The organism is Lactobacillus acidophilus, from assembly GCF_034298135.1.
GTDB lineage: Bacteria > Bacillota > Bacilli > Lactobacillales > Lactobacillaceae > Lactobacillus > Lactobacillus acidophilus.
In genome coordinates this window covers 1217483-1230462 of record NZ_CP139575.1, presented here as the reverse complement: position 1 = coordinate 1230462, position 12980 = coordinate 1217483, and the positions used below count along the sequence as shown (strand labels likewise).

Here is a 12980-nt window from a genome sequence, read left to right as displayed (position 1 = left end):
TTTGATCTAGAGCAGGTCTAGCACATTAAATCTTAACAAATTGTTCTGCTGAATCAATTGGACTCAGATAAACATAAGAAAGATTTATATATTTTGTAGATTCTGTTAACTTTCTCATAATTTTTACTTGTTCATCAGTAAGGTGTAAATGACTCATTGCAACTCTGGCTTGAATGTACATTACTAATTTACTCGTATATTCAAGGGGATGATCGTTTTCATCGAACTTATTGATAACGAGACCAATTACATCTCTGATTTGACGGTAACGATCGATATTCATTTCATTGTAAATATCACTGAAAAAGCTATCATAGAATTCTTTAAGTTCTTGATATACTTCTTTTTCATTAGTTGTATGTGATTTAAAAAGGCTGAACATAATAATCACTCCTTTAGAACTGGGATAATTTGTGCTTTAGAATTAAAATGCTGTTTAATTTCATCAGATAAAGGTGCGTCAGTGATTAAGACATCAACTTTATCCAACGGAATTGACATATATGGAGAAGTAATTTGATTCGTGAATTTATACTTTTCAGCAACTAATACAATTTGATTGGCTCGATTGATTGCTGCACGTACAACTTCGGCATCTGCCATTGAAGTTGTATAAACACCATCAGTATCAACTTTAGAACCACCTATAAAAGCAGTATTAAAACGAATTCTCCTGATAGTTTCAAGTGTAGTTTCAGAATAAATATAACGTTGTTGCTTATTAATCATACCGCCCAATAATCTAACAGAAGGAAATTCGGTAGTAAGTAAGCTCAGAGCATTGTCAATTGAGTTGGTTACTATTTGCATATTTATACCATTAAGCATTGGGCAGAGCTGCTTGAGAATGGTAGAAGGACCTATAAAATCGCATTGGCCTGGATGGACGAATCTTTTTGCCATTTGGGCCATTTTCAATTTCACAGGAGACTGAACTTGATTTCTAGCTAAAAAATTAGGTACGTCATTTTGATTAATTTCCATCATACCGCCATGTATTCTTACAGCTTGGCCTGTTGTGGTCAGATGGATTACATCTCGGCGGGCAGTATCAAACGATACACCAAATTTTTGGGCAATTTCTTTAGTTGATACTTGATGCTCTTTTTTGAGCAAATGCTTAATTTGTATTAATCGTTCTTCTTGAATCATTTCGTATCTCCAGTAAGTAAATTATCATGATCAAATAAAAAAGTAATTATTTATTCAGCGTTTTATATTTATTTATCAGTATTTATCAGCATATAAATGCTGAAACACTTATATTAAAAAACATAAATGTTGCTGCTTCAAGCTTTTAGACATATTGATTTAAAATAAAGCCTCATTTGAATGGTAGGGTCCAATTTATAAAATAGTTGATATTTATTTTAAAATTGGTATTATAAGAGTATAAAGAAAAAGATAAGTAAAGAGTAATTGTTAGTGTGCTCAAAGGAGAAAAAATGACAGTTAATTACGATTCTAAAGATTACTTAAAGAGCGTTGACGCATATTGGCGTGCAGCTAATTATTTGTCAGTTGGACAATTATTTTTAATGAAAAATCCGTTGTTAAAGAAACCTTTAACAGCTGAAGATGTAAAACCTAAGCCAATCGGTCACTGGGGTACTATTGCTCCACAAAACTTTATTTATGCTCACTTAAATCGTGCGCTTAAAAAATATGACTTGGATATGTTCTATATTGAAGGTTCAGGTCACGGTGGCCAAGTGATGGTTTCAAATTCATATCTTGATGGTTCATATACTGAACGTTATCCAGAAATTACCCAAGATGAAAAGGGTATGGCTAAATTGTTTAAGCGCTTTAGTTTCCCAGGTGGTGTAGCTTCTCACGCTGCTCCTGAAACTCCAGGTTCTATTCATGAAGGTGGGGAATTAGGATACGCACTTTCACATGGGGTAGGTGCTATTTTAGACAATCCAGATGTAATTGCTGCCGTTGAAATTGGTGATGGTGAAGCAGAAACTGGTCCACTTGCAGCTAGCTGGTTCAGTGACAAGTTTATTAATCCAATTAAGGATGGTGCAGTTTTACCAATTCTTCAAATTAATGGTTTCAAGATTTCTAACCCAACTATCGTTTCAAGAATGAGCGATGAAGAATTAACTGAATACTTCCGTGGCATGGGTTGGGATCCGCACTTTGTTTCAGTATTTAAGGGTGGCCGCTTTGACGGTGAAAAGGATCCAATGCAAGTCCACGAAGAAATGGCTAAAACCATGGACGAAGTAATTGAAGAAATTAAGGCTATTCAAAAGCATGCTCGTGAAAATAATGATGCTACTTTGCCACATTGGCCATTGATTATCTTCCAATGTCCAAAGGGCTGGACCGGTCCAAAGAAGGATCTTGACGGCAATCCAATTGAAAACTCATTTAGAGCACACCAAATTCCAATTCCTGTCTCACAATACGATATGAAACATGTTGATATGTTGACTGATTGGCTTGAAAGTTATAAGCCAAACGAATTATTCAACGAAGATGGTTCACCAAAGGAAATTGTTACTGAAAACACTGCTAAGGGTGATCAACGTATGGCAATGAATCCGATCACTAATGGTGGTAAGGATCCTAAACGATTGAACCTACCAGATTATCGCAACTTTGCACTTAAGTTTGACAAGCCAGGTTCAGTTGAAGCACAAGACATGGTTGAATGGGCTAAATATTTAAACGAAGTTGCTAAACTTAACCCAACTACTTTCCGTGGCTTTGGTCCTGATGAATCTAAATCAAACCGTTTATTTAAACTTTTAGATGATCAAAAGCGTCAATGGGAACCTGAAGTTCATGAACCAAATGATGAAAACTTGGCACCAAGTGGCCGCGTTATCGATTCACAATTATCAGAACACCAAGACGAAGGCTTCCTTGAAGGCTACGTTTTAACTGGTCGTCACGGCTTCTTTGCAACCTACGAAGCATTTGGTCGTGTAGTAGATTCGATGCTTACTCAACATATGAAGTGGCTTAGAAAAGCTAAAGAACAATATTGGCGTCATGATTATCCATCACTTAACTTTGTTGCTACTTCAACAGTATTCCAACAAGATCACAATGGTTACACTCACCAAGATCCAGGCATTTTAACTCACTTATATGAAAAGAATCGTCCAGATTTAGTTCATGAATACTTGCCATCAGATACTAATACTTTACTTGCTGTAGGTAACAAGGCATTTACTGATCGTGAATGTATTAATGTTTTAGTAACTTCAAAGCAACCTCGTCCACAATGGTTCTCAATTGAGGAAGCACAAAAGTTAGTTGATAAAGGTTTAAGTTACATTGATTGGGCTTCAACTGATAAAGGTGTAAAACCAGATATTGTCTTTGCTTCAACAGAAACTGAACCAACAATTGAAACTTTGGCAGCAATTGATATTTTGCATGACAAGTTCCCAGATCTTAAGATTCGCTACATTAACGTAATTGATGTGATGAAATTAATGTCACCAAAGGACAATAAGAATGGTATTTCTGATGAAGAATTTGATCGCTTATTCCCAAAGGACGTTCCTGTAATCTTTGCATGGCACGGCTACAAGAGTATGATGGAATCAATTTGGTTTGCACGTAACCGTCATAATGTACATATTCACTGCTACGAAGAAAACGGTGATATTACTACCCCATTTGATATGCGTGTTTTGAACCACCTTGACAGATTTGATCTTGCCAAAGATGCTGTTGAAAGTGTTGATAAATTGAAGGGCAAGAACGCTGACTTTATCAGTCATATGGATGACTTGCTTGAAAAGCACCACCAATACATTCGTGATAATGGTAAAGATATGCCAGAAGTTACTGAATGGAAGTGGAAGGGCTTGAAGTAATTTGTAAATAAGAATAAATTAGACCTATGCTAAAAACATAGGTCTTTTTTTGGAGGAAAAAATGAAAACTGGGTTAGTGTTAGAAGGCGGTGCAATGCGTGGATTATTTACCGCTGGTGTGATCGATGTCTTAATGGAAAACAAGATTAATTTTGATGTAGCAATTGGAGTTTCCGCTGGAGCTGCTTTTGGCGTTAATCTGAAATCCAAACAAATTGGCCGAGTTCTGCGTTATAATTTACGTTTTGCAGGTAAATCTTATTATGCAAGTTGGAAGTCATGGCGTAGATCTGGTAATTTGTATGCTGCTAATTTTTGCTATCATATTTTGCCAGATAAGTTAGATATTTTTGATAAAGAAACTTTTATGGCTAATCCAATGCGATTCTGTTGTGTAGCGACTGATGCTGCAACGGGAGAGCCTGTTTATCATGAGTTGTACGATGCTGGGTATGTAGATTTAGAGTGGATTAGGGCATCCTCTTCAATTCCATTTTTTGCTCATCCTGTTGCTATTGGTGGCCATTATTATTTTGACGGCGGAGTTTCTGATTCTATTCCATATGATTTTTTGATAAAGAACGGTGTTTCTAAAAGGGTAGTAATTACAACGCAACCTAAAGAATATCGTAAAAAGCAAAGTAAGCTATATCCAATTGAAAAAATTGTACTACGTGAATATCCTGCTGTTTTAAAGAAATTAGCTACTAGAGCAGAAGATTATAATGCGGTTTTAGATAAGATGGAAGAAGATGAAAATCAGGGGAATGCATTTATTATTCGTCCGCCATATCCGCTAGAAATTGGTACTGTTGAACAAAATAAAGAAGAGATTAAACGGGTATATGAGATCGGACGAAAAAAGGCAGAAGAAATTCTGCCAGATTTGGTTGAATATTTGAAAGACTAATGTAAGAAGTCGGTATCATTTTGATGCCGATTATTTTTTACCGAATTTGAATTGATAATAACCGAATAAGAATCTCTTGAACCAAATAAGAATGTAAATGCTAAAGTAAAACAAGACAGGAAAGAAAAAGGTGGATTATGTGACTACATATGATTTTGGCTTTATTTCAGGTGAGATAGTTTTAGTTATTATCGAGCTGACATTTTTTTATGCAATTACCAATACTAATTTTCAAAAGAAAGATATTTTATTCGGACTAGAAATCTTACTCTGTGGCGTGATAACTTCTTCAGATTTGTTGCATATTCCTCAAGGATTAAGCAGTATTCTTTGGGCGTCATTAACTATTCTTAGCTATTATTATTACTTCCGTCGAAAAGTAGGTAGTTTACTAGTACTGGCCGCAATTACTTTGATTCGTTCAGTTTTAATTTTGAATAGTTTAATTTGGGGACTTTTATTAACAACTTTACCAATTGATGTTGCTCTTTTATGCCTACCAATAACATTGCTTTGTCTTTACGTTATTTTTATGAAGTTCCGCCAGTATATTCATCGTTTTTTGATTGATGAAAATCATAAGACAGCTGATTGGCTAGTAATCTACCTATATGTTTGTGCATTAATTTTGGATCTTACGTGTACATATGGGATTAGTGCTCATTCAGAATCGCTTTTCTTTTTAATCATGCTAGTTCAATCAATTTTTATCATTGCTGTTTACGTTTCTAGTGTAAATATACAAAAGAAATTACTAAAAAGACAAGAGCAAGAGAATTTAAAGGTCTATTTACATAGTTTAGAAAAGAGTGAAGATCGGGTTCGTAAGTTTAAACATGATTATCTCAATCTGCTGTCTACTTTAAGAACTATGGCGGTAGTAAATAATGATCAAAAACTAATCCAGGAGCTCGAACAATACTCAAGTAAACAAATTAATGAAGAGAGTATGTGGCGATTTAAAGATGTAAATCATTTACGTAATAATGCATTAAAGAGTTTAGTCATCAATAAATTGAACAAGATAAGTGAATTAGGTGTTAAGTATTCTTTTGAATGCGAAAAGGAGATTGAAACTTTGCCTGATCAGGTCAAATTGTTTGATCTATTAAGAATAATTGGCATTGTGTTTGATAACGCTATTGAAGCAAGTCAGGCAATGAAAAAGGAAAATGCTGAGATTAAGGTTATGTTTTACCAAGAAAAGCCTGGAGAATTAGAATTCAAGATTCAAAATAAGTGTCAACAAGTAGATATGAATCAAGTCAATAAAAAAGGCTATACTACTAAGGAAGGTCATTATGGCTTAGGATTAGTTACGGCTCAGGAAATTAATGATAGTTATAGCAATATGTTTATTGAATACAGCAATAAAGATGGTTGGTTTAGTTTTACTTTGGTAATTATCTAGAAAAAATGAAATATACAGTAATAATTTGTGATGACAATCTTAATCATGCCAGTAATTTAGCTTTGAAAATTGGCATAGCCGCAATGGTTGACTCGGGTGATAATCCTGATACAGAAATTGATTTAGAAATAGGCAAAATTGCGCAAAATGCTTTAGATGTAATTGAGTATTTGAAAGAGAATCCCATTAGCGGTGGAATATATTTTTTAGATATTGAACTGAGTCAAGAAAAAAATGCAATGAATGGTATCGATCTGGCTGAACAAGTTAAACAATTAGATCCACGTGCTCAAATCATTTTTGTTACTGCCTATAACGAATACATGGAAATGACGTTTGAGCGACGAATAGGCGCAGTTGATTACATTAATAAAAGTAATCCTAATTTGCAAAATCGCCTGAATGAGACATTGCAGGATACTGTAAGAAGGATTTCAAAGGAAAATTATAGTAAAAAAATGACTTTTTCCTATCGTCTGGGAAGAATTATTAAAAATATCAATATTGATGATATTTACTACATTTCAACTACGAAGGCACCACATAAATTGAAATTAGTTAAAAATGATGGAACTGCCGAATTTGCAGGGGATATTAAAAGTGTAGATAAGCAAAATGAGTTTTTGACTAAGGTCTCACAATCATATTTGGTGAATCCTAAAAATATTGTCCAGATCAATTTGAAGAAAAAAGAGATTACTTTATCTAATGGGGATGCAATTAAGTTTTCTCGTCGATTTACTCACGTGATGAAAGACATGATCAATACTTACAATTTAAAGCAAAATAATTACCAGATTTGAATGAAAAATAACCGAATTTGAAGTTCTCTTTCTGCTCTTGGCTGATAGTCGGATAATAATTTTGAGGTGAAGCAAAGAAAAATGAACTTAAAAAAGTGGGATTTTGGATTTAGGTATGAAACTGCCATCGTTATCCTAGTTTGGTGGGGAATGGCAATCTTTAATATTAGTAAAGGAAAATCAGCTACAGCAGGATTATGTATTGCAGCTAGTGTTTTGCCAGTACTTGTCTTTGTGTTTGATTTACTCAAGCGGCATTCAGACAAATGGACAGTGGCAGCAAATTGGCTGGCAATTGTATTAATGCCAGCAATTTTGTCGATTACGTGGTACATACTTTTTAGAAATATTTTGCAGCATGTCATTTTTAAAATGTTCATTACGATCGTTTTTAGTTTAATTTTACTGGTGATGGACTTACCGGTTGCAGTTGTAGCAATTGGACAATTGAGAAATTGGCTTGGACGATTAATTGCAGTATGTTATTTCAACATGGTACTTTTATCATCTACTGTAATTGAATTAAAGCCCCAGGGAATTAATGTTTTAATTACTTCAGGCTTAATGGCAGCAATCGCTACCTTTTTAGCTGCAATATTAATTGCAAAAAGGTGGAGCTTTAGTTTTAATCCCGATTTGAAATGGCAGGGGTCAAACGTAACTTTAATTTGGTTGGTACTATTTTGTCTTATTTTCGCCTTCTGGGCAGAATTTTGCGGTCAAGGAAATAGTCTAGGAGAAATTTTATTAAAACCAGATCTTGCTCCGCTAAAACCAACTTGGGTGTCATTTTGTAGAGCAATAGAAGCAGGGGTCTTTGAGGAAACTAACCGCTATTTAACGATTTTAGCTTTGATTGCTGGTTTTGCTTATAGTAGATATCGGGTTCAAATTGCTTTGATTGTCAGTGCCATATTCTTTGGTTTACTACATTTTACTAATTTGGGTGGTCAAGCTTTTGCGGCTACGCTAAACCAAGCTGTCTATGCCGCAGCACTGGGCTTAGTTTTCGCAATTATGTATTTATATACTGGTAAATTATGGCTAGCCATGTTGTATCACTTCGGGATCGATTTTCTTAATTATGCAGTTAATGGTGGAGTTAAAGCACAGGTTTGGTCTGGTACGCTTAGTGATTGGGTCAGCTCATTTGTATTAGTTCTGGTGCCAGTAGCTATTGCCGTCTGGATGATGACAGGTAAGAGAAAGCAAGTTATGGATGAAAATATTGATGAAAAATTGAAAACGAATGAATGGCAAATAGGACTTAGTTGATGCTAGGTCCTATTTTTTCGCCTTTTGTGAAATATTTGCATTTATTTATGTATATCTTCAAAGCTAAGCTGCACAGAAAATTTTTAAACGGATAAATTTCGTATGTAAAGCCAATTGCTAAACATAGAGTCCTCGGCTAAACTCCATGTTTGTTATTCTATAAAATGATTTAAAGCATTGTTGATGCCATCATTATCGTTAGAGGTGGTGACATAATCAGCATGCTTTTTTGCTTCTTCACTGCCATTACCCATGCAAACTGCGATGCCAGCAAAATCGAACATACTGATATCATTACCAGCATCCCCGATTGCCATTACTTCATCACGATTTATACCAAGTTTTTCAGTTAATTCTTTTAAACCGTTACCTTTATTTACTTTAGGGTTAAGTAATTCAAGAAAATGATCATCTGCTCGAACAATATATAAATCATTGCCAAATTCTTGGTGAATTTTTTCTTCCCATTGATCTAATAGTTCACTCTTACCAACAAAGCATCCCTTTGCAACTTCAAAATCAGAAGCAAAATCATCAGGTTCACGGATATACAAAGTTGCAGTATTTTCATAAGCTTGTAGATATACCATAAAATCTACATCATGATCGCTAGTAATAATTTCTGAATTTGGCGAAACCACATTGAAAGGAATATGGTTTTGCTTTCCAAAGTCTGTCATCTTACGATAAAACTCATTTGAAACAAGATCTTCGGTCATTATCTTGCCGTCTGCAGTTCTAGTAATTGCCCCATTTAATGTGATTGCATATTGTTCTGGGCCTTCAATTCCTAACTCTTTCATAAAATGCTGTAAACCAGCAATAGGACGTCCAGAACAAAGGGCAACTTTTATTCCCTTATCTAAAGCATGTTTAATAGCTATTCTGGTGCTAGGTAAGATTTCTCCATTTGAGTTTAGCAAGGTTCCATCAGTATCGATCGCTATAAATTTAATTGCCATATAAGACACCCCCCTTATCATGTAATCGATTTCATTCTAATGCTAATTAATAAAAAACTCCATTTGTTTCATTTCATGAAATGAAATATTTTGCATTGATAAATTGGCTATCTGACTAGCATATAATTTGACAGACTAAGTTTATATGTAAAGTAAAAGGTTAAACATAAGCCACAAAAGGACTGAAAAATACTAAAAAATTGGTCTATATTAATGTGTTGCCATGAAATATATTTCATTAAATGAAATGATGATTAAAAGAATGAAACACCTATTCATATTTTGCAAAAACGCTTACATAAGCTGAAAACTATGGTATAAATAAAAATGTAAGCTAGCTACTACAAAGATGAAAATAAATCTAAGCTGATATCATTAGATATTTTATCTTAATCATTTTTGAGGAGTAATATTCGGAATACTGGTTGTATGAGCACCTTGCAACTAGTTTGAACGAAATAATGTAGGTGTAGATTAAAGAATAAGTTAATGTTTAAACAATTAATTTATTTTTTCAGAGGTAAATTATTATGATGCAAAAGATCCAGCGGTTTGGGGCCGCAATGTTCGTCCCAGTTATGCTGTTCTCATTTGCGGGTATTGTCGTAGCTTTAGGAAGTTTGTTCAATAACCCGACTCTGTTTGGCTCTATTGCCAATCCAGGAACAACATGGAATTCAGTTTGGGACACAATTTCAGCTGGTGGTTGGACTGTCTTCAACCAAGAAGGTATTTTGTTTACGGTAGGTTTACCAATCGGTTTAGCTAATAAAGCCAGAGGTAGAGCAGCTATGGAGTCAGTAATTGCTTACTTGACTTATAACTACTTTATCGGTGCAATGCTTACTCACTGGGGTGCAGCATTTGGTATTCCTAATTTTGATAAGATTCAAATTGTTGCTAACTCTACTAACCATGGTTTGACTAACATTGCTGGTATTAAGACTCTTGATACTAGTATCTTAGCTGCTTTGGTTGTTGCTTTGATCGTTGTATGGTTACACAATAAATACTTCGACAAAAAATTACCTGACTGGCTTGGTACTTTCCAAGGTTCAACTTATGTTTATGCAATTAGTTTCTTTGTAATGATTCCTTTGGCACTCATTACTTGTTGGGGTTGGCCAAAAGTTCAAATGGGTATCACCGGTATGCAACACTTCATCGTAGATAGTGGATTTATCGGTGTTTGGATTTACCAATTCTTGAACCGTGTATTGATTCCTACCGGTCTTCACCACTTGGTATATATTCCATTCCAATTCGGTCCAGCTGTAGTTGCTGGTGGTCTTCAACCATATTGGTTAAAGCACCTTGCAGAATACGCAGCAAGTACAAAGCCACTTTCACAAATTGCTTCTGTTGAAGGATTCCAACTTTACGGTAATGAAAAGATCTTCTTAGTTCCATTTATCTGTCTTGCCTTTTACGCAACTGCTAAAAAGAATAAGAAGAAGCAAACATCTGCTTTGCTTATTCCAGCAGCTTTAACTTCAGTTTTAGCTGGTATTACCGAACCTATCGACTTTACTTATTTGTTCGCCGCACCTGTACTTTGGGTCGTTTACTCAGTGTTATCAGCTACTATGAACACTGTAATGTGGGCATTTGGTTTAAGAGGATTTATGTCAGATGGTGCAATTGGTATTGCATCAATGAACTGGTTGCCACTTTGGGAACACCATTGGCAAACATATGTAATGCAATTTATCGTTGGTATTATCTTCGGTATTATTACTTACTTTGTATTCAAGATTATGATTGAAAAGTTTAACTACATTACTCCAGGACGTGAAGCTGATGACCAGGATGTTAAGCTTATTAACAAGAAAGAATACAAACAGAAGATGGCTGCCAAAGCAGCAGGTAAGGATGCAAATGATCCTTACATTGCAAGAGCTACAGCTTACCTTGACTTGTTAGGTGGTCCTTCAAACATTACCGAATTGAGCTCATGTGCTACTAGATTACGTGTATCTGTTGCTGATCCAAGTAAGGTTGCACCAGATGCAGACTTTAAAGCAAATAAAGCTGTTAATGTTGTTCACCATGGTAAGGCATTACAAGTTATTGTAGGTCTTGATGTGCCACAAGTTCTTGATGAAATGACACAATTGATGCAACAAAGCGGTAATGAAGCAAAGGTTTCAACTGAACCAGATAATCCATATATTGAAAGAGCAACAGGTATTGTTGACCTGCTTGGCGGTGGTGAAAACATTAAAGATGTAATTGCTTGCTCAACTAGAGTAAGAGCTCATGTCTTTGATCCTAAGAAAGTTGCTCCAGATTCTGAATTCAAGAAGATTGCAGATTCATATGAAGTCCAACATAAGGATAACAATGAAATTGACATTGTTGTTGGATTAGATGCCGATCAAGTTGTTGATCAAATTAAACAATTACTATAAATTGTAAGCGCTTGTGTTATTATTAATATATAGATTATAAAATGATAAGGACACAAGTAACATGGCAAATTTAAGATCGATGGTCTATAACAGTGGTAACAAACTAAATGATTCTGAAAAGCAGATAATTCAGTTTGTGTTAAATAATCCGAAGGACTGTAGCAAATTAAGTCTGGCCAAATTAGCTAAAAAACTCTATGTATCCGAATCGGCAATATTTCGCTTATGTAAGAAACTGGGCTTAAGTGGTTACAGTGAACTTAAATTTGATTTAGTAGAACTAGCTGAATCAAGAAAAAAGCCAATAAAAATTGAAAATAATTTTGCAAGGGAACTCGGTAAAGTAAATAATGATGTCCTTAAGTATTTTAAACAAAGGGATTTCAATAGCTTATATCGTGATATAGATGATGCAGGAACAATTTACATTTATTCTACTGGGTGGCAACAAGAGTTAATTGCTCAATATTTAGCTCATGAACTCTTTGTAGTTGGTAAACAGGCTACAGTATTGCCGTCTGCGCTTGATGAATTAAAAGTTGCTGGACGCTATGCAAAAAAAGGCGACGTTTTATTCATCATCTCATTTACAGGTGATAATAAAACAATCAATGAAGAAATTACTAAGTTGGAATTGGTAAATGACAAGTTTAGATATGTTTCATTTACTAATATGATGCAAAATAAACTGGCTTCACTTTCGCAGCATAATATATACTTTCCAACTATTGCCTTCACTGATGATGCTGATTTTAAGACTGGTAAAGTTGCTTTTACCCTGGCATATTATTTAATCGATTTGCTTATTAGTGAATATGTAGCCTGGCAACAAGGCCAAAGAGAGGACGTTAAAGTTAATGTGGGCAATGAGTAAACAAAAAGTCGAAAACTTTTTTGGTCGAATGACCAAGAGCATGCAATTAGATGTCAAAAAAATTCTTAGTTGGTATGCATATGTGTTGTTCATTGCCCCATTGTTCTTCTGGGCATTGATAGCAATGCGTGGCGGAGCTTCAGGTCAATCTATGCGGTCAATCATTATGAAGCAGCCTGCGGTGGCAATAGCTACAATTATTGCAATTGTAGACTTTGTACTGGGCTATTACTTATTGCTGAATAAAAAGAAATTTTTGGCTAATAGACAAACTTATCGTTTCTTAATGGTAAGCCAACTTGTTGGACAACTCTGCGTTGGTAATTTACTTTGTGTAGTTTTGTCTATCTTGGGAATGTATAAGTCAAAAGCATTAAAGAAAACACAAGATAATGTTAATCCTGTGATATGCGCAGCACTTATTACATCAACCGTTTTGTTAATCGGTTGCTTTGCACTGATATTATTACTTGAATTTTAGAAATCCAG

At 34.8% G+C, this 12980-nt stretch carries 11 protein-coding genes; 8 read left to right on the top strand and 3 right to left on the bottom strand.

The window, feature by feature from the left end; translation table 11 throughout:
• Nucleotides 1-25: 25 nt before the first annotated feature.
• Entirely contained in the window at nt 26-382 is a 357-nt protein-coding gene (locus SO785_RS05640) for a bacteriocin immunity protein (RefSeq protein ID WP_003546398.1), read from the bottom strand.
• Between the two features lie 5 nt (nt 383-387).
• Entirely contained in the window at nt 388-1152 is a 765-nt protein-coding gene (locus SO785_RS05635) for a DeoR/GlpR family DNA-binding transcription regulator (RefSeq protein WP_003546400.1), read from the bottom strand.
• Between the two features lie 293 nt (nt 1153-1445).
• Here SO785_RS05635 and SO785_RS05630 point away from each other — a divergent pair, with 293 nt between their 5' ends.
• The 5 genes from SO785_RS05630 (at nt 1446) to SO785_RS05610 (ending at nt 8244) form a co-directional block, all read left to right on the top strand.
• Entirely contained in the window at nt 1446-3845 is a 2400-nt protein-coding gene (locus SO785_RS05630; RefSeq protein ID WP_011254199.1) for a phosphoketolase family protein, read from the top strand.
• A gap of 61 nt (nt 3846-3906) precedes the next feature.
• Nucleotides 3907-4755, top strand: coding sequence for a patatin-like phospholipase family protein (locus SO785_RS05625; protein ID WP_003546408.1), 849 nt, complete (start codon nt 3907-3909; stop codon nt 4753-4755).
• A 139-nt stretch (nt 4756-4894) separates the two neighbouring features.
• On the top strand, nt 4895-6166 hold the full coding sequence (locus SO785_RS05620; protein ID WP_015613327.1) for a sensor histidine kinase: 1272 nt from the start codon (nt 4895-4897) through the stop codon (nt 6164-6166).
• A 5-nt stretch (nt 6167-6171) separates the two neighbouring features.
• Nucleotides 6172-6969, top strand: coding sequence for a LytR/AlgR family response regulator transcription factor (locus SO785_RS05615; RefSeq protein ID WP_011254200.1), 798 nt, complete (start codon nt 6172-6174; stop codon nt 6967-6969).
• Nucleotides 6970-7050: 81 nt separating this feature from the next.
• On the top strand, nt 7051-8244 hold the full coding sequence (locus SO785_RS05610; RefSeq protein ID WP_003546414.1) for a CPBP family intramembrane glutamic endopeptidase: 1194 nt from the start codon (nt 7051-7053) through the stop codon (nt 8242-8244).
• Between the two features lie 152 nt (nt 8245-8396).
• Here SO785_RS05610 and SO785_RS05605 read toward each other — a convergent pair whose 3' ends face one another.
• Nucleotides 8397-9206, bottom strand: a complete 810-nt coding sequence (locus tag SO785_RS05605; RefSeq protein WP_011254202.1) for a Cof-type HAD-IIB family hydrolase — start codon at nt 9204-9206, stop codon at nt 8397-8399.
• A 530-nt stretch (nt 9207-9736) separates the two neighbouring features.
• Between SO785_RS05605 and SO785_RS05600 the strand changes: the two genes are divergently transcribed.
• From SO785_RS05600 to SO785_RS05590, 3 genes are all read left to right on the top strand, one after another.
• Nucleotides 9737-11617 carry an alpha-glucoside-specific PTS transporter subunit IIBC gene (locus SO785_RS05600; RefSeq protein WP_003546418.1) on the top strand — a complete coding sequence of 627 codons (1881 nt, stop codon included), beginning with the start codon at nt 9737-9739 and terminating at the stop codon, nt 11615-11617.
• A 61-nt stretch (nt 11618-11678) separates the two neighbouring features.
• Nucleotides 11679-12491 (top strand): MurR/RpiR family transcriptional regulator, encoded by an 813-nt coding sequence (locus tag SO785_RS05595; protein WP_021874046.1) that lies wholly within the window; start codon nt 11679-11681, stop codon nt 12489-12491.
• Nucleotides 12475-12972, top strand: coding sequence for a hypothetical protein (locus SO785_RS05590; RefSeq protein WP_011254204.1), 498 nt, complete (start codon nt 12475-12477; stop codon nt 12970-12972). The genes SO785_RS05595 and SO785_RS05590 overlap by 17 nt, the downstream gene beginning before the upstream one ends.
• Nucleotides 12973-12980 lie beyond the last annotated feature (8 nt).

Coding starts and splice junctions, on each gene's coding strand:
- SO785_RS05640 (WP_003546398.1), bottom strand. CDS start 382: ATGTTCAGCCTTTTTAAATCACATACAACTAATGAAAAAGAAGTATAT.
- SO785_RS05635 (WP_003546400.1), bottom strand. CDS start 1,152: ATGATTCAAGAAGAACGATTAATACAAATTAAGCATTTGCTCAAAAAA.
- SO785_RS05625 (WP_003546408.1), top strand. CDS start 3,907: ATGAAAACTGGGTTAGTGTTAGAAGGCGGTGCAATGCGTGGATTATTT.
- SO785_RS05590 (WP_011254204.1), top strand. CDS start 12,475: ATGTGGGCAATGAGTAAACAAAAAGTCGAAAACTTTTTTGGTCGAATG.
- SO785_RS05630 (WP_011254199.1), top strand. CDS start 1,446: ATGACAGTTAATTACGATTCTAAAGATTACTTAAAGAGCGTTGACGCA.
- SO785_RS05605 (WP_011254202.1), bottom strand. CDS start 9,206: ATGGCAATTAAATTTATAGCGATCGATACTGATGGAACCTTGCTAAAC.
- SO785_RS05610 (WP_003546414.1), top strand. CDS start 7,051: ATGAACTTAAAAAAGTGGGATTTTGGATTTAGGTATGAAACTGCCATC.
- SO785_RS05595 (WP_021874046.1), top strand. CDS start 11,679: ATGGCAAATTTAAGATCGATGGTCTATAACAGTGGTAACAAACTAAAT.
- SO785_RS05600 (WP_003546418.1), top strand. CDS start 9,737: ATGATGCAAAAGATCCAGCGGTTTGGGGCCGCAATGTTCGTCCCAGTT.
- SO785_RS05615 (WP_011254200.1), top strand. CDS start 6,172: ATGAAATATACAGTAATAATTTGTGATGACAATCTTAATCATGCCAGT.